Origin of the sequence: Thalassobacillus devorans MSP14, assembly GCF_000496835.1 — a bacterium.
GTDB classification, from domain to species: domain Bacteria; phylum Bacillota; class Bacilli; order Bacillales; family Halobacillaceae; genus Thalassobacillus; species Thalassobacillus devorans_B.
Genome location: NZ_KI543236.1, coordinates 1761367 through 1782432 on the forward strand (window position 1 = coordinate 1761367; position 21066 = coordinate 1782432).

The 21066-nt window shown below is 42.1% G+C and carries 19 protein-coding genes; 5 read left to right on the forward strand and 14 right to left on the reverse strand.

Annotation, left to right across the window (positions count from 1 at the left end):
• Positions 1-25: 25 nt before the first annotated feature.
• The 4 genes from P855_RS0109925 to citZ all read right to left on the reverse strand — a co-directional run bounded on the left by P855_RS0109925 (position 26) and on the right by citZ (position 4098).
• Positions 26-502, reverse strand: coding sequence for a MaoC family dehydratase (locus P855_RS0109925; protein ID WP_028783429.1), 477 nt, complete (start codon positions 500-502; stop codon positions 26-28).
• An 89-nt stretch (positions 503-591) separates the two neighbouring features.
• Positions 592-1530 carry a malate dehydrogenase gene (mdh, locus tag P855_RS0109930; RefSeq protein ID WP_028783430.1) on the reverse strand — a complete coding sequence of 313 codons (939 nt, stop codon included), beginning with the start codon at positions 1528-1530 and terminating at the stop codon, positions 592-594.
• 25 nt (positions 1531-1555) lie between these two features.
• Positions 1556-2827, reverse strand: coding sequence for an NADP-dependent isocitrate dehydrogenase (gene icd / locus P855_RS0109935; RefSeq protein WP_028783431.1), 1272 nt, complete (start codon positions 2825-2827; stop codon positions 1556-1558).
• A gap of 155 nt (positions 2828-2982) precedes the next feature.
• Complete coding sequence (gene citZ, locus P855_RS0109940) at positions 2983-4098, reverse strand: citrate synthase (protein WP_028783432.1); 1116 nt, start codon at positions 4096-4098, stop codon at positions 2983-2985.
• A 509-nt stretch (positions 4099-4607) separates the two neighbouring features.
• Between citZ and ytvI the strand changes: the two genes are divergently transcribed.
• Positions 4608-5720, forward strand: coding sequence for a sporulation integral membrane protein YtvI (ytvI, locus tag P855_RS0109945; protein ID WP_028783433.1), 1113 nt, complete (start codon positions 4608-4610; stop codon positions 5718-5720).
• A 67-nt stretch (positions 5721-5787) separates the two neighbouring features.
• On the opposite strand, the gene P855_RS0109950 is transcribed toward ytvI, so the two are convergent.
• From P855_RS0109950 to dnaE, 8 genes are all read right to left on the reverse strand, one after another.
• Complete coding sequence (locus tag P855_RS0109950; RefSeq protein WP_028783434.1) at positions 5788-6180, reverse strand: FxsA family protein; 393 nt, start codon at positions 6178-6180, stop codon at positions 5788-5790.
• 113 nt (positions 6181-6293) lie between these two features.
• Positions 6294-8057, reverse strand: coding sequence for a pyruvate kinase (gene pyk, locus P855_RS0109955; protein WP_037985758.1), 1764 nt, complete (start codon positions 8055-8057; stop codon positions 6294-6296).
• 39 nt (positions 8058-8096) lie between these two features.
• Positions 8097-9056 (reverse strand): 6-phosphofructokinase, encoded by a 960-nt coding sequence (gene pfkA, locus P855_RS0109960; protein ID WP_028783436.1) that lies wholly within the window; start codon positions 9054-9056, stop codon positions 8097-8099.
• Positions 9057-9353: 297 nt separating this feature from the next.
• Positions 9354-10316 carry an acetyl-CoA carboxylase carboxyl transferase subunit alpha gene (gene accA, locus P855_RS0109965; RefSeq protein WP_028783437.1) on the reverse strand — a complete coding sequence of 321 codons (963 nt, stop codon included), beginning with the start codon at positions 10314-10316 and terminating at the stop codon, positions 9354-9356.
• Positions 10313-11173, reverse strand: a complete 861-nt coding sequence (gene accD, locus P855_RS0109970) for an acetyl-CoA carboxylase, carboxyltransferase subunit beta (RefSeq protein ID WP_028783438.1) — start codon at positions 11171-11173, stop codon at positions 10313-10315. Before accD ends, accA begins: the two co-directional genes overlap by 4 nt.
• Before the next feature lie 75 nt (positions 11174-11248).
• Entirely contained in the window at positions 11249-11878 is a 630-nt protein-coding gene (locus P855_RS0109975) for a FadR/GntR family transcriptional regulator (protein ID WP_028783439.1), read from the reverse strand.
• Between the two features lie 111 nt (positions 11879-11989).
• Positions 11990-13231 carry an NAD(P)-dependent malic enzyme gene (locus tag P855_RS0109980; RefSeq protein WP_028783440.1) on the reverse strand — a complete coding sequence of 414 codons (1242 nt, stop codon included), beginning with the start codon at positions 13229-13231 and terminating at the stop codon, positions 11990-11992.
• Between the two features lie 265 nt (positions 13232-13496).
• Positions 13497-16859 (reverse strand): DNA polymerase III subunit alpha, encoded by a 3363-nt coding sequence (gene dnaE / locus P855_RS0109985; protein ID WP_028783441.1) that lies wholly within the window; start codon positions 16857-16859, stop codon positions 13497-13499.
• 145 nt (positions 16860-17004) lie between these two features.
• On the opposite strand from dnaE, the gene P855_RS0109990 reads away from it, so the two are divergent.
• The 3 genes from P855_RS0109990 (at position 17005) to P855_RS0110000 (ending at position 18148) form a co-directional block, all read left to right on the forward strand.
• The gene (locus tag P855_RS0109990) at positions 17005-17337 is read left to right on the forward strand and encodes a YtrH family sporulation protein (RefSeq protein WP_028783442.1); all 333 of its coding nucleotides are present in this window, start codon (positions 17005-17007) and stop codon (positions 17335-17337) included.
• On the forward strand, positions 17334-17828 hold the full coding sequence (gene ytrI, locus P855_RS0109995; RefSeq protein WP_051353134.1) for a sporulation membrane protein YtrI: 495 nt from the start codon (positions 17334-17336) through the stop codon (positions 17826-17828). Before P855_RS0109990 ends, ytrI begins: the two co-directional genes overlap by 4 nt.
• Before the next feature lie 119 nt (positions 17829-17947).
• Positions 17948-18148, forward strand: coding sequence for a hypothetical protein (locus P855_RS0110000; protein WP_028783444.1), 201 nt, complete (start codon positions 17948-17950; stop codon positions 18146-18148).
• A gap of 49 nt (positions 18149-18197) precedes the next feature.
• Here the strand turns inward: P855_RS0110000 and P855_RS0110005 are convergent, their stop codons facing one another.
• On the reverse strand, positions 18198-19151 hold the full coding sequence (locus tag P855_RS0110005) for a DHH family phosphoesterase (protein WP_028783445.1): 954 nt from the start codon (positions 19149-19151) through the stop codon (positions 18198-18200).
• A gap of 125 nt (positions 19152-19276) precedes the next feature.
• On the opposite strand from P855_RS0110005, the gene P855_RS0110010 reads away from it, so the two are divergent.
• Positions 19277-19576 carry a YtpI family protein gene (locus P855_RS0110010; RefSeq protein ID WP_028783446.1) on the forward strand — a complete coding sequence of 100 codons (300 nt, stop codon included), beginning with the start codon at positions 19277-19279 and terminating at the stop codon, positions 19574-19576.
• A gap of 47 nt (positions 19577-19623) precedes the next feature.
• Here the strand turns inward: P855_RS0110010 and P855_RS0110015 are convergent, their stop codons facing one another.
• Complete coding sequence (locus P855_RS0110015; RefSeq protein WP_028783447.1) at positions 19624-20937, reverse strand: CBS domain-containing protein; 1314 nt, start codon at positions 20935-20937, stop codon at positions 19624-19626.
• Between the last annotated feature and the right edge of the window lie 129 nt (positions 20938-21066).

Sequence of the window (21066 nt, forward strand, 5' to 3'; positions counted from 1 at the left end):
TTGATTTCCTTTTTTGTTTCAACTATCAATAAAAGTTTTCTAAGGATTTTGCAGTCATGGACTCTGGCTCATAAGGAGGAGAAACCACCATCACTCCTTTGATCACTTCATCCCCTTCTGCATCCTTGGCATGTACGGATATCGTTACTTTATGTTGAGAAACATCTATCTCCACTACCTCTAAATGAAACGAGATTTCTGCATAATGGTAGACCGGCTTTGGAAAATCAAGCTCCTGGCGCAGTATATGGCTGCCCGGTCCAGGCAGTTGCATGGATATCATGGAGGAAACCATCCCCTGCAACATAACGGTAGGTACTACCGGACGCTTGAATGGTGTTTGAGATGCATAATCATGTTGGATATAAAGGGGATTAGCATCATCTGACAAACCCAAATACATAAGAAGGTCGCGATCTTCAATTCTCTTCTCAGCTGTATATTTGTCCCCTGATTTCAATTCATGAATTTTTTTCCCTAGTTTTCGTTTTTTCCCTATCATTCCGTCGCCCCCCTTGAATGTAAACGCTTTCTTCTCGTTTGACAAAAAGGATTCGAGGCTGATCCCCGAATCCTGGTCTCTCTTATCTTTTATTGTAATATATTCAGTACATTTTTAACAGAGTCAGCAGATTTATCTAATTGAGCCTTTTCTTCCTCTGTCAAATCAAGTTCGATAATTTCTTCGATACCATTTCCACCAAGGATAGTTGGGACACCAAGGTAAATCCCCTTGTAGCCATACTCACCTTCTAAATAAGCAATGGAAGGGATAACTCGACGTTGATCTTTCAGAATAGCTTCAGCCATTTGTACTAAGGATGCTGCTGGCGCATAATAAGCACTTCCGTTGCCTAGCAGATTAACGATTTCACCGCCACCTTTTCGTGTACGTTCTACGATTGCATCCAGGCGATCTTTTGAGATCAATTTCTCTAGTGGAATACCACCTGCAAAAGAGTAACGGATCAATGGAACCATATCATCGCCGTGGCCGCCCAACACAAAACCGGTAATGTCTTTGACAGACAAATTCAATTCCTGCGCAACAAAAGTACGGAATCGTGCTGTGTCAAGCACCCCTGACTGACCGATGACACGGTTTTTCGGGAACCCGGCTTCCTGGAAGACAGAGTAAGTCATTGCATCTACCGGATTCGTGAGCACGATAATAAGGCAGTCTGGTGAGTACTTGACAATTTCTTTAGTCACACTCTTCATGATTTTAGAGTTGGTATTTACAAGATCTTCACGGCTCATACCAGGTTTACGCGCAATCCCGGCAGTAATGATGACTAAATCAGATTCTTTCGTATCTTCGTAGTTGGATGTACCGATAATTTTCGAGTCAAAACCCTGAACCGGACTGGCTTCAAGCATGTCCAGCGCTTTTCCTTTTGTCGGATCTTCCATGTCAGGAATATCGACCAATACTACATCCCCCAGTTCCTTTTGACCTAACATTAGTGCTGTTGTAGCTCCTGTAAAACCACCGCCGATAACTGAGATCTTTTTACGCTTGATTCCCATAAAAATCCCCTTCCCTATCGCTTGATTAGTCCATATTTTTGATTAGTGCATCGCCGAATTCAGACGTCTTAACTTCTGTAGCACCTTCCATCATGCGTGCGAAGTCATAGGTTACTGTTTTATTACCGATAGTTTTATCCATGGATTTGGTAATCAAGTTAGCTGCTTCTCTCCACTCCAGATGTTCCAGCATCAGTACACCAGAAAGAATGACGGATGATGGATTAACCTTATCCTGGCCAGCATATTTTGGAGCAGTACCATGTGTTGCTTCAAAGATAGCATGTCCAGTTTCCTGGTTGATGTTCGCCCCGGGAGCAATGCCGATTCCACCTACTTGTGCTGCAAGTGCATCTGAGATATAGTCTCCGTTCAAGTTCATTGTAGCTACAACATCAAATTCTTTCGGACGAGTCAGAATTTGCTGAAGGAAGATATCAGCAATCGCATCTTTAACGATAATCTTACCTGCTTGTTCTGCTTCGTCTTGTGCTTTGTTAGCAGCATCTTTACCATCTTTTTCCACAATTTCATCATATTGGCGCCACGTGAATACTTTATCTCCGAATTCTTCTTCCGCAACTTCATATCCCCATGCTTTGAAGGCACCTTCTGTGAATTTCATGATATTTCCTTTGTGTACCAGGGTTACGTTTTTACGTCCTTCGTTCAAAGCATACTCAATAGCTGCACGGACGATACGTTTTGTACCTTCTTCTGAAACAGGCTTGACACCGATACCAGATGTCTCAGGGAAACGAATGTTATTTACACCCATTTCATTTTGAAGAAAGTCGATGACCTTTTTCACTTCAGGTGTTCCTTTTTGCCATTCGATACCTGCATAGATATCCTCTGTGTTTTCACGGAAAATGACCATGTCTGTATCTTCAGGGTGCTTAACCGGGGACGGAACACCTGTGAACCAGCGTACCGGGCGGAGGCATGTGAACAAGTCCAGTTCCTGACGAAGCGCAACGTTCAATGAGCGGATACCGCCACCGATTGGTGTTGTCAAAGGACCTTTGATTGCAATTTTATAATCCCGGATTGTATCTAACGTTTCAGAAGGAAGCCATTCACCAGTCTTATCATAAGCCTTTTGACCAGCTAGAACTTCTTTCCACTCGATACTCTTTTCTCCGTTATATGCTTTATCCACTGCTGCTTCGATTACACGGCTCGCAGCTGCCCAGATATCAGGGCCAATACCGTCACCCTCAATGAATGGGATTACCGGACGGTCAGGTACGTTTAGTACTCCATTTTCTACTGTAATTTTTTCAGCTTGTGCCAATCTCATTACCTCCTAATATGTTGTTGGTATGTGGATTACATAATTATCATACGATAAATAATAATTAATAAAAAGGACTAGCCATTAGAATCCACTTGTAAAGGGAGTCTTCCCTTAAGGGACTCCCTTCCTGCAAAAAAATTATAACTTTCTGTTTATCGCTGGTCCAGTGATTTATATGTTTGCCCCTTCGGACCTACATATTCCGCACGAGGACGGATCAGACGGTTATTGTCATATTGCTCAAGAATGTGGGCCAGCCATCCGGAAATACGGCTTACTGCGAAGATTGGTGTGAAAAGGTCATGATCGACTCCCAGGCTGTGATAAACAGAAGCAGAATAGAAATCCACGTTGGCTGGTAAACCTTTTTCCTCTTTGATGTAATCTTCTATTTTAATAGACATCTCATAATATTTAGAGTGACCTGTCAATTTGGTCAATTCTTTGGACATTTCTTTCAGAAATTTAGCTCGTGGATCGCCTTTTTTATAAACACGATGGCCCATACCCATGATTTTTTCTTTATTAGCTAATTTCTCTTTGATATAAGGAACAGCATTGTCCACTTCGCCGATTTCTGTAAGCATCTTCATTACGCGCTCGTTTGCTCCGCCGTGTAGAGGCCCTTTTAACGCTCCGATTGCAGCTGTAACGCCGGAATAAACATCAGATAATGTGGCTACACATACACGTGCTGTAAAAGTAGAGGCGTTTAACTCGTGATCAGCGTGAAGAACAAGCGCCTTATTGAATGCTTCTACTTCGATATCCTCCGGTTCTTTTCCATTAAGCATGTATAGGAAATTCGCCGCGAAGCTAAAGTCTTTTTTCGGACTGATTGGGTCTTGTCCTTTACGAAGACGCGCAAATGCCGTAACGATGGTAGGAATTTTCGCCTGCAAACGAACAGCCTTCCGTTTGTTTGCACTTTCTTCCATTTCATCCGCCTCTGAATCATAAAGGCCAAGCATGGATACGGCCGTACGAAGAGCTGCCATCGGATGGACAGTAGATAAATCATACGATTTAAGGTGATCAATAACTTCTGCAGGAAGTTCCATGTTAGAAGCAAGATCATCTTTGAATGAATTCAGTTCTTGTTCATTAGGTAACTTTTGATTCCATAATAAATAAATAACTTCCTCGAAACTTGAATTTTCTGCTAAATCATCAATATCATAGCCGACATATGTCAGTTGATCATCGATGATGGAACTGATAGTTGATTGTGTTGCAATAATACCTTCTAGACCTTTAGTTGCTGTCATACCCATTCTCTCCTTTATTTTTGATGACGCTTTCTAAATATACATTTATTCGAGAAAACGCTTTACCAACAAGCTATCCATGTGAATAGGAAATCATCCCCACTGCTAATTATAAAACATTCTAAAAAATATGTGAATTGAAACCGGTTAATTTGAATAGATTTTATCATTTTTATGAATTTTTCAGCCGAATTTTGGCGGAATTCACCTGTTAATGAGGATGTGTATCTATGTATTGTTTTGAATTTTCATACAAATACAAGTAACCGGTCGCTTGCCCTTGGGGGTAAATGCAGGCACAGCTGCAAGCAAAGGACCTGTCATCATTGAAAAACTACCGCAAGACCTGGTAACGGTAATTAAAACGGGAGTGAGATGTGCTATTCACCTCTAATATATACTGGATAAAAAGACTCTTATTATATCCTATCATAATTAAGAATAAGAATGGTAATAGACAAGGTAAAAGCTTGATTTATAGTTCATCACTACAAGGAAGGATCGGACATATGGACATGATATTCCTCAATAAATTGATGCGCTTTTTAATCGTTTTGTCGGTTATATCGTTCACATTTACACTCGCCTATTATGTATTTCAATATGCTTATCCCTTTTTGATTGCTTTTAGTATCGCCTTCCTTATGAACCCGATTGTCAATTTTCTTCATCAGCGGCTACATTTGCCGAGAGGGCTGTCCGTGTTTAGTGTTATCCTGACAATTGCTGGTATATGCGTTGGATTGTTAATCTTATTAGTGGTGGAAATAGCAAACGGAACAGCCTACCTGGCCGCAGAAGTGCCTGAGCATTTCAAATCTCTTATAAACTATATCCAAGTATTCATCTCTTCTACTATCATTCCACTTTACCAACGACTGCTCTCTTTCATAAGCACCCTTGATCCTTCTCAACAAGATGCCATTATTGGTAATATCCAGGAACTTGGCGAAAAAATAGCCCACCAGGGAGCTGCCATACTTCAAGACCTGCTTCAACGCATACCATTACTACTCAAAGAATTGCCAAATTATGTATCTGTTTTGACTTTCTCATTGTTAGGTACATTTTTTATCAGCAAAGACTGGCACAAATTCTCGGACAAACTATCTAAGAGCTTACCAGCCAAAGTAGTCTCTTCATTCTCTGAAGTTCTACTGGGATTAAAGCAGGCTTTATTCGGCTTCATCAAAGCACAAGTAATCTTGATTTCTATTACAGGTCTGACAGTTTTAATCGGTTTACTTTTTTTAAAAGTTGAACATGCTATCACCATTGCAATTCTGACTGGTGTTGTCGATTTAATGCCATACCTTGGGACCGGATTGGTATTCATTCCATGGATCATTTATATGTTTGTAGCCGGCAACCACTTCTTGACGATCAGTCTTTCTCTTCTTTACATGCTGGTAATCATTCAACGCCAGATGATTGAACCGAAAATCCTTTCCACAACTATCGGTTTGGATCCTCTGTTAACACTGATTGCATTGTTCGTGGGTTTTCAACTGTTCGGACTATCCGGGTTGATTATCGGTCCCGTCACACTCGTTATTCTTTATACGCTCAATCAGGCAGGTGTTTTCCTGGAAATTTGGCGATACATTACTGAGCCTAAATAAACCCCTGCTATTACCTGCAATTAAAAAATCAAGCCAACTAGCTGTGCTAGTTGGCTTGATACAATAATCATTTCGGATATATCGTAATGGTTCCACGATCCATCATCCGTCTGATCAATTTGCGTATCAATCGTTTAATTGGAGCACGCGTCGGGGGTAGTAATAAAAGGAAACCGATTGCATCTGTGATAAATCCAGGTGTGAGCAATACAGCACCACCTACCAGTATGCAAGCCCCGTCAAGCAGTGCATCTTGAGGCACTCTCCCATTCGCCATAGATTGCCGGAAATTATAAATTGTTTCCAACCCTTGTTGTTTTGCAAGCCATGCCCCGAGGACGCCCGTCAGTATGATCAATAGTACTACCCATAACGGACCAATGATATTGCCGGTCCATACGAGCAAACCGATTTCTAAAGCCGGAACTACTAATATGAATAATAACAACCAACGAAACATTGGCATGATCCTTTCTTGTTCAGTCTTTTTCTCTATTATACGACAAGCTCACAATAAACTAAAAAGAAAAGGATGACACTGCTCTGATTCTGCAATATCATCCTCTGAGTTATTTAAAGTACACCAGCATGTCCGCTGTAAATATCACCACGTGAGCTATCAATGGTCAGGTCGTCTCCGTCCTTAATCAGAGCAAATGCTTCTTCCACTCCAACAATTACAGGTATTCCCAGACTCAACCCAACTACAGCAGCATGTGAAGTCAAACCGCCTTCCTGGGTAATGAGCCCTCCGGCTTTTTCTATTGCTGGCATCATATCTTTATCTGTTCCATATGAGACCAGAATATCGCCTTCTTCTACTTTGTCCAATGCTTCCTGGGTGCTTTTGGCGATGACTGCCCTGCCGTAAGCAGAACTTTGACCAATACCCTGACCTTTCGCTAACACGTCACCAATAACATGAACTTTCATCAGGTTAGTTGTACCACTTTCTCCGACTGGTACGCCAGCGGTAATGATGATACGGTCTCCGCGCTTGACAACGCCGGATGCAATGCCGCGATCTATCGCTTCCCCTAACATATCATCGGTGGTAGCAGCCCTTTCACCCAGCACTCCATGTACACCCCATACCAGTGAAAGCAATCGTAGCACACGCTCATTGGAAGTGATAGCAACAATAGGAGCCTGCGGGCGATATTTCGATATCATCCGGGCCGTATGTCCACTTTCCGTTGGTGCTACAACCGCATTAACAGATAAGTTAATTGCTGTATGGGTAACGGATTGGCTGATAGCATCCGTAATTGTCAAATCGCTTGTTTTCGAACGTTCCTGGAGAATCGCTTTATAGTCAAGTCCTGTTTCTGTCTTCTTCGCAATGTTATTCATCGTTTGCACGGCTTCAACCGGATAATTACCTGCTGCAGTTTCGCCCGATAGCATAATTGCATCAGTACCATCGAATATAGCATTAGCTACATCAGATGCTTCTGCTCGTGTCGGACGAGGGTTACGTTCCATTGAGTCAAGCATTTGTGTGGCAGTAATGACGGGCTTGCCGACTTGATTACATTTTCGAATCAATTTTTTTTGCACCAATGGAACATCTTCTGCCGGAATCTCAACACCAAGATCTCCACGGGCAACCATCAGCCCATCACTGGCAGCAAGTATTTCGTCAATGTTATCTACCCCTTCCTGATTCTCGATTTTGGGAATGATTTGAATATGGGTAGCATTGTGTTTTTCCAAGAGCTCTCTGATTTCCAGTACATCGGAAGCCCTGCGAACAAAAGAGGCAGCGATGAAATCAATATCCTGTTCAATGCCAAATTCAATATCTTTAGCGTCCTTTTTCGTAATCCCTGGAAGGTTGACACTTACATTAGGTACGTTGACACCTTTTTTCGTTTTCAACAAGCCGGAATTCAAGACAGTTGTTTTGATTTCATTATTTTCTTTATCAACTTCTTCCACTTGTAACTCAATCAGACCATCATCCAGCAGAATTTTAGACCCTTGATGGACATCATCAATCAGACCAGGGTAGGTGACTGAAATACGTTCATTGGTACCTTCAACTTCCTCCATACTGACGTATAGGGTACCACCTTGTTCCAGTTTCACGCTGCCATCACGCATAACCCCTGTACGAATTTCAGGGCCTTTTGTATCCAGGAGGATCGCTATATTTTTATTGGCCTTACCGGCTGCCTCACGAATATTTTTAATCCGTTGACCATGTTCTTCGAAATCCCCATGAGAAAAGTTAAGTCGTGCTACATTCATTCCAGCCTCAATCAACTTGGTCAACGTTTCTACCTGTTCGGATGCTGGACCAATCGTCGAAACGATTTTTGTCTTTCTAATCATGATTTTCCTCCTCATTAAAATTCTCATTAGCTAATGATTTTATATAGATAGTTCTTGAGATAATTGATACATCTCCATATCAATGGAGTGTTTTTGGTTCAACGCCTCGATGATGTCATGGTCGACCAATTGATTGTTTTGTATGCCGACGATCCGGCCCGCTTTTCCAGACAGCAGGATATCAACAGCTTTCGCACCTAATCTGCTTGCTAAAACACGGTCAGCAGCAGTAGGGGAACCTCCGCGCTGTGTATGACCTAAGACAGTCACCCTTGTCTCCAGGTCCGTTGCTTCTTTAATGCGCTGCCCAAATTCAAAGCCGCTGCCGACGCCTTCTGCTACAAGAATGATACTGTGTTTCTTACCTCGTTCATGTCCTCGTTTCAAACGCTGGACAACATCGTCAAAATTCTCCTCACGTTCCGGCACAAGAATAGTTTCAGCACCATCAGCCAAGCCGGCCCATAATGCTAAATCACCCGCATCTCTTCCCATAACCTCGATCACGTATGTACGCTCGTGTGAGGTTGCCGTATCACGAATTTTATCAATAGCTTCAATAATCGTATTTAGCGCTGTATCAAAACCTATCGTGAAATCGGTCCCCGGAATATCATTATCGATGGTGCCTGGTACACCGATACATGGATAACCTTTTTCAGTGAGCTTCTTGGCCCCTCTGAAAGAACCATCTCCTCCAATGACAACCAGACCATCGATACCATGTTTCTTTAATTGCTCGATGCCTTTTTGCTGTCCTTCTTCGGTTTTGAATTCTTCGCAACGCGCAGAATATAACTTAGTACCGCCTCGTTGGATAATATCCCCAACTGACCCTAGTTCCATTTTTTCTATATTGCCATCGATCAATCCCTGGTAGCCATATTTGATACCATACACTTCCACATTATGGTAAATTGCTTTTCGCACTACCGCTCGAATTGCAGCATTCATGCCCGGGGCATCTCCCCCGCTAGTCAAAACTCCGATCTTTTTCATATCCAATCACCTCTTTCATAGGTTCCATTGCTTCTTTTGTTCCCATCTCAAGATAAATCTAATCTTAACCAATAGCAACATCGTTTCTGTGACAATTTTATGTTTATGCAGCCTTCACAATTAAGCTTGACTGTTTGCGAAAAAGATTATACGTGATGCACAAACGCTTGGCAAACAAGATGACACCTGGGTTGATAAAGGTCACTTTAATGAAAGCGCTACCCGCCCCTGAAGATACGAAAAGCCGCACATTTATACGAAAGTGCGACTTTTCCTCTATTGAACAATCCCGTTCAATTATAATGGAAGATCTGTATAATCTCCAATTTGTTTGTATTTTTTCCATCGGGCTTCTAATAATTCATCTTTGCCCAATTTTTTCAAACTTTCCAAAGATTTTTGGAGCACTTTATCAATATTAGCCGCTTGAGCTTCAATATCCCGATGTGCTCCTCCTCGTATTTCTGTAATGACGGTGTCGATAATTCCCAGCTTTTTCAAATCATAGGAAGTGATTTTCATCGTCTCTGCTGCATGTTGTGCCAGATTGGAATCTTTCCATAATAGCGCAGCAGCTCCTTCTGGAGAAATTACCGAATAAGTGGAGTTTTCAAGCATATGGATATGATCACCCACACCAAGCGCCAGGGCACCACCGCTTCCACCTTCCCCGATTACGATACAAACAACTGGAACTTCAAGACCGGCCATTTCCATCAAATTGCGAGCGATCGCCTCGCTCTGTCCTCTTTCTTCAGCCGCTTTCCCGGGATAGGCACCTTTCGTATCAATAAAGCATACAATCGGACGATTGAATTTATCCGCCTGCTTCATCATACGTAAAGCTTTGCGGTAACCTTCCGGGTGTGGCATACCGAAGTTCCGGCGAAGGTTTTCTTTTGTATCCTTTCCTCGCTGATGACCAACTATTGTTACAGGCATACCTTTATATTTAGCTATCCCGGCAACAATCGCTTCATCATCTCCATATAACCGGTCGCCATGCAGCTCGATGAAATCCGTAAACATTGCCTGGATGTAATCCAAAGTGGTCGGACGTTCAGGATGTCTTGCTAATTGAACACGGTTCCAGGGCGTCAATCGGTCGTAGACGTCCTCTTCCAGGTTTTCCAGCCGCTGCTCTAAAGTTTCGATTTCCTGGCTGAGATCCATTTCACTGTCCTCGGTGAGCCTTTTCAATTCTTCAATTTTACCTCGCAATTCGACCACCGGCTTTTCAAAATCCAACACTTGTTTCACGAATTTTCACCTCCTGGTTTATGGATATTTAAAATAGTTGCTAACTTGTTTTTAAGGTCATGGCGGTGGATTACACCATCCAATTGACCGTGCTTCAATAAGAATTCTGCCGTCTGAAAATCATCTGGCAATTTTTCACGAATGGTCTGCTCAATAATTCTTCTGCCTGCAAAACCGATTAAGGCTCCAGGTTCTGCGAAGTTAAAATCACCAAGAGAAGCAAAACTGGCTGATACCCCTCCTGTAGTAGGGTGAGTCATTACTGATATCATCAACCCACCATCAGCATGGAGCCTTTGGATAGCAACAGATGTCTTGGTCATTTGCATTAAACTCAGGACACCTTCCTGCATTCTGGCTCCACCTGATGCTGTGAAAATAATAAAGGGAAGTTTTTCTTTACGCGCCTGTTCGATTGCATTAGCAATCTTTTCTCCAACTACCGAGCCCATACTGCCCATACGAAATCTGGCGTCCATGACCGCGATAGCTGTTTCATTATTTCCAATCATCCCTTTACCGGTTACAACCGCTTCATTCAACCCCGACTTTTGGCGATCCTTTTCAAGCTTGGCTTCGTATTCAGGAAAACCTAAAGGGTTAGTGGACACCATATACTTGTCCCACTCTTCGAAGGAATCCTCCTCAACAAGACTTTTGATTCTTTCAAAAGCGTTTTGCTGATGATGGTAGCCGCAATGAGGGCAGACATTCAGGTTTCTTTCCAGTTCTTTTCTATAGTAAATCTTATGGCAGCCAGGACATTTCTGCATCACACCTTCAGGTACTTCCTGCTTGCCTTCCTGGCTTGGGATCGATGCATATTTGCGTTTTTTGTTAAATATATCTTTAAGCAAGGCTATTCCTCCTTTGGGACAAAGCTTCTATATTCCAATGTAGCGGAAGATGCACAAAATTATTGTCGTTTCCAGTCAACTTTCTTTCGACAAATTAATTCCTTTTTCATACCAGCTCCGCAATTCATCTATATTTTTCTTTTCCATACCTTCGATTACATCATGGTAAAAGGATGGCTGGAAGTCGAAGTCATGAACGGTATTGGCGAAACCGTCAATCAATTGCCACATCCTGTTTAATAACTCGTTACCGGATACCTCAAATAGATATTGAAAAAAAGCATGATGAAGCTTTGCCCCACTTTGCTGGTTATCGCTTAAAATTTTATGCAAAACTTCAATATGGGAAGATTCCACAGCTGTCATCACGTGGTGGATAACTTCTATTTCCAGCATCATTTTAGCAGCTGCTAACTCTTCTTTCGTTCGGGCCTCATGCAATATGAATGTCGATAGTAATTCTACCATATGATACGGTCGATAGGTACGCATAAAGGTACCTTCTCCTCGTCTGGTTTCAATCAATCCCAACAACTCAAGCGCACGAAAAGCCTCCCTGATGGAAGAACGTCCCACATTCAAAAGCTCACTTAATTCGCGTTCCGAGGGAAGTTTGTCTCCCGGACCCAGCTGATGTTGTTCTATATACATTTTTATTTGATGTAGTACTTCTTCATATACCTTTACTGTCTGAGTCCCGGACACAGGAATGCCACTCCTTTACTCCAACACCTGATCGTTATTATTCCCAAAATTTAAAGAAACAGGTTTACTTATGTAAGCGGGAGAAAGAAAGGCATACTCTCTCCCATACCCTTAATTTTCTTCATCAATCATGGTAAGTTTTCTCGTTTTTTCAGCTACTTCCTCAGGATCTACATGAAGACGTGCTACGCCGGACTCCATCGCAGCTTTTGCCACACTTGCCGCTACTTCCGGTGCCACTCGTGCATCGAATGGAGCTGGAATGACATAGTCTTCGTTCAATTCTTCAGCCGTTACAAGTGACGCAATTGCTTCAGCTGCCGCTATCTTCATCTTCTCATTGATTCTTGTCGCTCTGACATCAAGCGCACCACGGAAAATTCCTGGAAATGCGAGAACATTATTCACTTGGTTAGGGAAGTCCGATCTCCCTGTTCCAATCACACGTGCGCCTGCAGATTTTGCATCTTCCGGCATGATCTCCGGGTCAGGATTGGCCATGGCAAAAATAATCGGATCCTCATTCATGGACTCCACCATTTCTTTTGATAACAACCCGCCGACAGATACACCGATGAATACATCAGCATCTGTCATTATTTCTTCCAGGGACCCCTCTTGTTTATCTTTATTGGTGATTTTTGCAATTTCATCTTTCACATTGTTCATGCCATAATTGCGCCCCTCAAAGATGGCTCCTTTGGAGTCACACATGATTATGTCACGTACACCAAAATGATATAACAGCTTGATAATGGCTATGCCAGCGGCTCCTGCCCCATTCGCCACTACTTTTATATCGGAGAAGGACTTTCCGACAATTTTTAAAGCATTCATTAATCCTGCCACGGTTACAATGGCTGTCCCATGCTGATCATCGTGGAAAATTGGAATGTTCGTTTCTTTTTTCAATTTCTCTTCAATAATAAAACAGTTAGGAGCGGCGATGTCTTCCAGATTTACGCCCCCGAATGTAGGTTCCATCAGCTTCACAGTATTTACGATTTCATCCACATTATGCGTGTCCAGACAGATTGGGAAAGCATCTACGCCGGCAAAACTTTTAAATAACGCTGCTTTACCTTCCATGACTGGCAATGAAGCCTCCGGGCCGATATTCCCTAACCCCAATACAGCTGAACCATCACTTACGACAGCTACCATATTCCCTTTCATGGTATAATCATAAACCGATTCTTTATGGTCATAAATCTCTTTACAAGGCTCTGCAACTCCTGGAGAATAAGCAAGGCTGAGATCTTTAGCGTTTTTTATAGGTACTTTAGAATGGGTTGCTAATTTTCCTTTATTGACACGATGGATGTGTAATGCCTCATCTCTTAAATTTGACACCTGAAACCGCTCCTTTATAAACAGTAAATATGGATAATTTATAGATAAATCAAAGTGGTCTGACCACCATAGTTAGACTCCTTAATTATAACAGATGATAAATAGGTGTAAAGCAACATCCTTTACATCCCTGTAAATAACTTTCGAACTCCTGTTTCCTCTCATTTGCATTTACTTGTCTCTGTTTGTTATACCATTCCAACCGGGAGAGCATAAAAGAGAAAACGAGCCCGGCATACCAAAGCATGGATGCTGAGCTCATTTATCATTTAGTTGAAGCAGGAACGACAGATTCTTTACCAAAATAATCATGTAAGGCATGTAAACAATCCCTGGAAAGGTTCAGATAATAATCACTCGATAATTGATAAGTTTTTCCTTTTTTTGCATGGTGGACGATAACAGGGGTATTACCTGGGAAATGTTCGGCAACTTGTCTAATTGCCTGTAAAGCGTCAAATTCCTCTTGTTCTGTCAACTGTATAAACAGCTTTCTCTCCGTATCATCTCCATTATCGATACTGTCTTCAGAAAGTGGCTCAATAGTAGAAAGCAGCCATTGCAACTTATTTTTTCTGTTTTCTATATTTCCTTCAAAACGGATAAGCATCTCTTCCTGCAGCCAGGGTCTGACTTTACGGTATAATTCAGGAAAAATGACGGCCTCCGCCTCTCCATTTTCGTCGCTTATGGTTATGAAAGCCATTGGGTCACCGCGCTTGGTTCTGATTTGCTTAATCTGATCAACTACTCCACAGGATTTCAAATTTTTCTTCTGCTTTAACGATTCTATTTGAGTCAAAGTAATAAAACCGCTTGCCCGGAGCCCTTTTCGATAACTTTCCAAGGGATGGCTTGACATGTACGTACCGAGGACTTCTTTTTCCATTGTAAGCTGTTTGAGCTGAGAAAATGGTTCGGTTTCTACATAATTGACATCCAGCATTAAATCATCCTGGAAAAAGGAAGGCTGATCATCGAACTCCTTGAACAACTCCCCTTGTTCTATCGCCTGATCGATACTGGCAAGCAAACTTGCACGATTAGCGTGCGTTTCATCAAAAGCACCTGCCAGGATCAATGATTCAATCACTTGTCGATTCACAGCTTTCATCGGCACTCTTAAACAAAAGTCAAAAATATTTTTAAAAGCCGCTTGCTTTCGTGCATCTATTATCTCTTGCACCGCTTGAAAACCTACGCCTTTAATTGATAATAACCCCATCTGGATGTTTCCATTTTTCACCCGGAAACCAGCATAGCTAGTATTGATTGATGGCGCTGCTACTTTCACGCCGGACTCTTTCGCTTCCCGGATATATGCTGCCAGTTTTTCGTGATTGCCAGCATTGGAATTCATCAGCTCTGCAAGGAAGTAGGCGGGATAGTGAGCTTTCAAAAAAGCAAGTTGATAGGAAATCATACTGTAAGCCACAGCGTGGCTGCGGTTGAATCCATAGTTAGAAAACTTGACGATCCATTGGTATATCTCTTTAGCAACTTCCTCCTCATACCCATTTCTCTTTGCACCTTCAAGAAAAGCCGCTTGTTGTTCCGCAATCAACTCCTGCTTTTTTTTACTGACAGCCCTTCTTAAAACATCGGCCTGTCCCAGCGAGAACCCGGCAATTTGACTGGCTACCTGCATGATTTGCTCTTGGTATACCAGTACACCAAAAGTTTTCTCTAAAATTGGTTCTACATCAGGATGGGGGTATACCACAGAGGCTCTACCGTGTTTTCGGTCGATATAGACAGAAATATACTCCATCGGACCTGGGCGGTACAAAGCGTTAACAGCTACTACATCTTCAAAACGATTCGGTTTTAATTTTTGAAGTACGCCCTTCATCCCCTGGGATTCTAATTGGAAAACCCCATTCGTCCTGCCTTCTTTCAATAATTGGTAGGTAGCATCATCTTCGTAAGGAATCGAATCAAGAGAAAAATCACGCCGTGAAGAGCGGATAATATTAGCTTCAATCCGCTCTAAAAGAGTCAGGTTACGTAACCCTAAGAAATCCATTTTCAACAAACCGATGGTTTCTAAATCTCCCATGGCATACTGGGTAAGAGGGACGCCTTCATGGCCTGCCATCAATGGAACATCTTCCGTAAGTGGAGCTTCACTAATCACTACTCCAGCCGCGTGGGTCGATGTATGCCTCGGCAATCCTTCCAGCTTGGCGGCGATTTTAAATAGCAATTGAAGCTTTGGGGACTGGCGTAGGTACATAGCCAATTCTTCCGATTGCTTAACGGTTCCTACTATCGTTTTGTCACTGCTGACAGAGAACTCTTTTAAAATAAATGCTGCATCCTGTTGATCAATACCAATCGTTTTGAATAGTTCCCGTAACAGACTCCTTGCCGCAAACGTGCCAAATGTGATGATTTGGGCAACATGATCCGTTCCATATTTTTTAGTTACATACTGAATCACTTCATCTCTTCGATGATCGGAAAAGTCAATGTCGATGTCGGGCATTGATATACGTTCAGGGTTTAGAAACCTTTCGAAGAGTAAATCATAACGTAGTGGATTCACTTCTGTAATCCCTAATAAATAAGCAACCAGTGAACCAGCAGCCGATCCCCGCCCTGGCCCCACTTTGATATTTTGCTGTTTCGCATAGGTGACAAAGTCCCATACAATCAGGAAGTAATCACTGAAGTTCATGGAAGTGATAACCTGCCATTCATACTCCAGACGTTTAGCTGCCTGTGCTCTTTCCCCATCTTCTAATTCTTCTATTGCCTGATCACAGATTTCTTTTAAATACTCATCAGCAGTCTTCCCTTCAGGAACTGGATAAGAAGGGATTCGATGCTCATTCAGTGGTAAATCTACCCTGCATTGGTCAGCAAGTCGTTCTGTTTCTGTTAATATATCAGGCCACCAGTCTGAAAATAGCTGCTGCATTTCCACGGCTGTCCGTAAATGCCGTTCCTTATTTTCTATCTTCATATCCCCGGGAGACCACCTTCTGCCTTCTCTCATCGCTGTTAAGCAATCAAAAGCCTGGGCATCTTCCTGTTGGAGATAACGTACATCTTGTAACGCTACAGCTCTGGCACCATGGGCTGTTACGAACTGTCTCAACTTATCATGAAGCCTGCGCTCCCGCTCGAGATTATGATCCTCGATACCTAAATAAACACTTGAGGGCTCAAAAATAGCGGACCATTCGGTCAGAAAATCGTGAGCAGCATTGTCATTACCAGTTTCCAGATAGTGGGCCACTGGTGATCCCCCAGCAGGCAAAACCGAAATTACTCCGGACGTATAGTTATGTAAGAACTCTAAATCTACCTTTTTACTATCCTCTGACTGTATGTAGCTGCTCAATTTCAGCAAATTTTTATATCCTGAAAAATTCTTCGCTAATAATACAGGGGAAAATGCCTGGTCATTTGTATCCACTTTGATTATCATACCGAGAATCGGTTTGATCCCTTCTTTTATACATGCCTGGTAAAATTCAACGGCACCATGCATGACCCCCTCATCCGTCAAAGCTAGAGAGGTGAACCCTTTTTGCTTTGCTGTCTGAACTAATTTCTGAATGGTTATACTGCTCTTCATCAAACTATAACCGCTGCGGACTTGCAAATGCGTATACGACATTCTGATCACCTTTCTTCCTTATCTATATTATAGCTGATTGCCATAAGGGAATGAAACCACACCGCATACCTTGTCTCATGATTTCATATATTTAATAGAAATACATTAGTCCAGCTGGTAAGAAGGCAAGAGAGGGTTGGTAATTGTGGAAGAACGATTGATTGTTTCCATGATCCATGTTTTTTTCATTGCATTTGGTGTTATGGTCGGTGGTGCATTTCTTGGTAGTCTTGGCAGTCTTTTAACTGGAGAGGCGCCATATACTTCGATGGTACGAATTTCAAAAGGGTTAAGGATTTGGGCGATCGTTGCTGCAATTGGCGGCACATTTGATACGATCGCACGTTTTGAAAAAGGTATTTTTGATGGGTCAACCTTTGATATATTCAAACAAATTATGGTCATTATTGCTGCCATGGGGGGCGTAAAAACAGCGCTGTTATTTTTTCAATGGATTTTGCAAGAGGATATCACATGATGCACATTCCCACATATTATAAGCGGAGAGGGTGGCAGCGTTTTTTTGCCGGGGTAATTGCAGGAGCCATCATAGCTTATGGATTATTACTATACGTAAGTGGCAGTTTACTTGAACACTGGGTGGAGGAGAACATTCGTTTAAGAGGGAAGTTGACTGAGCTTGAATCTGCTTATGAAGGGTTATTGAACACACAGGAAGAGGAAGAAAAACAGTTCACTGTCCAACAAATAGAGATAGCCTTTACAAATGATAAGCGCCTGCAACTGGACCGTTTGACCAAACACCAACTAGAAACTTTGATCAAACACGAAATAGAAAATGTCATAGGTAAAAATGTAGAGGAAATTGGCAAAAACCGCGATTTGCTGATCAAAGCAATAGAGAACAAAAGGTTCAGGATTGATGATTTTACCTATCAGGTAGAAGTTGTCCAACTTATTATATACACACAACTCAGTTTCGAGTTAAGTATATCCATAGATACTTGACTAAGAAAAAATAAAATATGACAAAATGATGAAATTTTCAGAAAAATGTAGCGAAACGTTGTTGGATTTTATACAATATAGTTAGATAAATAGCAATACAAACCAAAGGGGTGAGTGATATGTTGATTATGGACCGTCATCGTCTGGTGGAGGAAAAGATTGCACAGCTTATGAACGGTTACACCGCATACGCAGAAACTGATGAACTCATCCGTCTAATGAAAAGAGATGTAGCCAGACGCCAGCTCAATGTCTTTTTCGACCGCACTGATACAGGCTGCTGGTTCATTCCAGTAGATCCGGTAGAGTCGAAACATTAACAGGTGGACCCTCACGAGCCCATTCAGGCTCGGAGGGTTATTTTGTTGATTATCCTTCCTGCTTATACTGCCGGCATACTTCTTCCAATTCAGCTGTTATTGCTTCTGTCTCTTCCCAGGAGTGTGCAGAAGCACCAGCTGCCATTGGATGCCCTCCGCCATTATGATTGGCAGCAACCCCGTTTATAACAGGACCTTTCGATCGTAATCGTACACGGATAACATCTTCCTCTTCTACGTAAAATGCCCAGGAAAGAACTCCTTCCACATCTCCAAGAACACCTACTAACTGGCTGCTTTCCAATACAGTCACTCCATACTCTTCCATGATATCTTTCGTAAGGCTGATCGTGCTCAACCCGGATGATGATACCGTGAAATGCTGGAGAATATAACCCTTCAGCCTGACAACATTCATTTTGGTATTATACATTCCATCATATAAACCCGGTCGGTCAAAAGGATAACGAACCAAGTCAGCCGCATACTTCAATGTCTTTGTCGTCGTACTTGGAAATAAGAACCTGCCTGTATCTCCAACAATTCCCGCATACAATAGACGCGCCCCGGCCTCAGTCAGCTTCAGTCCCTGGTTTTTAAATTCCAGGTAAAATTCGTAAACCAATTCACTTGTGGAGCTGGAGTCTGTGTCAACCCATTGAATATCGCCATACTGATCGACATTTGGGTGATGGTCAATTTTAATTACTTCTTTCCCCAGTGTGTAACGTTGATCGTCCACCCTCGCTTGATTGGCAGTATCGCACACAATTACAAGGGACTGTTCATAATCCTGATCCGTCACTTGGTCCATTCCAACCAGAAAGTTTAAAGAGGGGTCTCCCTTCCCGGTGAGCAGCACCGTCTTCTCCGGAAAACTTGCCTGGATGATTTCCTTTAAGCCACCGGTAGAACCCAGCGCATCAGGATCCGGTCTTACATGCCTGTGAATGATGACTTTCTCGTACTCTTTGATCTTTCCCAATATCTTTGTTTTACACATATAATTACTCCTTACCTTGCGTGTTTACTTACTATTTAATCATAGAAACCGAATAACAGGTAGCATATTTGATTAAAACAAGCTACAATAGAATTGATTTAAGACAACTTTAGGGAGTAGATTTCATGCTGATATTTTCCACTTTAATTCTCGTTTCTCTTATTTTGTACATTTATTATAAAGTAAATATAACCCGGACCAGGGACAGATTGACACAGCTTTATTTCAATGGAAAAGCAAGAATTTGTCTTGGAAGCTTTGTATTCTTTTTTGGTATTAATCAATATCTCTTTTATGAAACAAAACTCTCGCTTTATATTGGTCTTGTGTTCCTTGTATTAGGCGGCATGCAGATGTACTTCGGCTTTAAAAGCTCTCGCTATTACAAAAACGCGTATCGTCAACAGGAAGCAGCTTCTAACTGAATTAGGATAGAAAAGGCAGCGCATAGGAGCGCTGCCTTTCAGCTGTCTCAACGGTCGATCAGTTGTGCCATTAACAGGGCTTTCCCCACCAATGTCTTCTCATGATAAAGTTCAACGTCTACCTTAGCGAACTTCCGGCCAACTTCCATGATCTCCGGTTTTATTTCAATAACACTCTCTATTTGAACAGGTTTGATAAAATAAATCGCTAAATTTTCCACTACCAAATCGCCTTTTTTATATTTTCGCAGCAACCTGCTGCTTGCTTCCGTCACTAATGAGGTGAAGACCCCGTAAGAAAGACTTCCCAGCTGGTTGGTCATTTGTGGAGTTACAGAAACCTGAAACAGCATATTATTTCCTTCTTCTCCGATTACTTCCACCTGTTTGCTGACCAGATCATCTATCGTTTCTCCCACCTGTGGCTGTCGTTGAATGTGCTGGAGCGCTTTTAAAACATCCTGCCTGGAAATCAGACCTTGCAATTTATGATACTGGTCCACTACCGGCATAATCTCAATGCCTTCCCAAACCATCATGTGAGCAGCATTGGCCAGAGATGTTTTTGTTTGCACCGTCATTGGGTTTTTTGTCATTACTTTGTCAATGACTATACTCCTGTCTTTCCCAATAACATCCTTTGAAGTAACCATCCCAACTACACGATTGCTTGCGTCGACTACCGGGTACCTGCTATGGGAAGTGGCTTCATTCAATTCATGCCAGTTTTCAACGGTATCTGTCGTTTTCAAATAATAAGATTGCTCAAAGGCAGTATAAATATCCTCTACAAGCACGATTTCTTTTTTGATGAGCTGATCATAAATTGCCCGATTGATCATAGCTGCCACAGTAAACGTATCATAGCTTGTTGAAATGATCGGCAATTTCTTTTCATCAGCCAGCTTTTTGACACGCTCTTCCGTATCAAACCCCCCGGTAATCAAGACTGCCGCTCCTTCTTTCAGTGCTAATTCATGGGCATTCGTCCGGTTACCGACTATCAGTAACGACCCAGCTTCTGTATAACGCATCATCGCTTCCAGCTTCATCGCTCCGATAACGAACTTGTTCAATGTCTTATATAAACCTTCCCGGCCACCCAGCACCTGCCCGTCTACAATATTGATGATTTCTGCAAAGGTGAGGCGTTCAATGTTCTCTTTCTTCTTCTTTTCTATGCGAATCGTTCCGACACGTTCAATCGTACTTACCAGGCTTTGATTTTCAGCTTCTTTGATCGCTCTGTAGGCGGTTCCTTCACTTACATTCAATTCTTTCGCAATCTGGCGTACGGATATTTTATTGCCCACGGAAAGTGATTCAATAAATTGCAGAATCTGTTCATGTTTCGTAGCCATTGTCATTCACCATTCTTTCTAACTGTACTAGTGTTTATGTATCTAATTGTTATTATACAGATGCTACAGTCTTCCTGCAATTTTTTACAGAAAATCCAGCTAAGGGGTAATTGATTTTTTGCTCAAAAT

What these genes read in the sequence shown, in the direction of transcription:
- P855_RS0110010 (WP_028783446.1), top strand. Translation starts at nt 19,277, where the DNA reads ATGCTGATATTTTCCACTTTAATTCTCGTTTCTCTTATTTTGTACATT.
- P855_RS0110015 (WP_028783447.1), bottom strand. Translation starts at nt 20,937, where the DNA reads ATGGCTACGAAACATGAACAGATTCTGCAATTTATTGAATCACTTTCC.
- dnaE (WP_028783441.1), bottom strand. Translation starts at nt 16,859, where the DNA reads ATGTCGTATACGCATTTGCAAGTCCGCAGCGGTTATAGTTTGATGAAG.
- pyk (WP_037985758.1), bottom strand. Translation starts at nt 8,057, where the DNA reads ATGATTAGAAAGACAAAAATCGTTTCGACGATTGGTCCAGCATCCGAA.
- P855_RS0109925 (WP_028783429.1), bottom strand. Translation starts at nt 502, where the DNA reads ATGATAGGGAAAAAACGAAAACTAGGGAAAAAAATTCATGAATTGAAA.
- ytrI (WP_051353134.1), top strand. Translation starts at nt 17,334, where the DNA reads ATGATGCACATTCCCACATATTATAAGCGGAGAGGGTGGCAGCGTTTT.
- mdh (WP_028783430.1), bottom strand. Translation starts at nt 1,530, where the DNA reads ATGGGAATCAAGCGTAAAAAGATCTCAGTTATCGGCGGTGGTTTTACA.
- pfkA (WP_028783436.1), bottom strand. Translation starts at nt 9,056, where the DNA reads ATGAAAAAGATCGGAGTTTTGACTAGCGGGGGAGATGCCCCGGGCATG.
- ytvI (WP_028783433.1), top strand. Translation starts at nt 4,608, where the DNA reads ATGGACATGATATTCCTCAATAAATTGATGCGCTTTTTAATCGTTTTG.
- P855_RS0109950 (WP_028783434.1), bottom strand. Translation starts at nt 6,180, where the DNA reads ATGTTTCGTTGGTTGTTATTATTCATATTAGTAGTTCCGGCTTTAGAA.
- P855_RS0110000 (WP_028783444.1), top strand. Translation starts at nt 17,948, where the DNA reads ATGTTGATTATGGACCGTCATCGTCTGGTGGAGGAAAAGATTGCACAG.
- citZ (WP_028783432.1), bottom strand. Translation starts at nt 4,098, where the DNA reads ATGACAGCAACTAAAGGTCTAGAAGGTATTATTGCAACACAATCAACT.
- P855_RS0110005 (WP_028783445.1), bottom strand. Translation starts at nt 19,151, where the DNA reads ATGTGTAAAACAAAGATATTGGGAAAGATCAAAGAGTACGAGAAAGTC.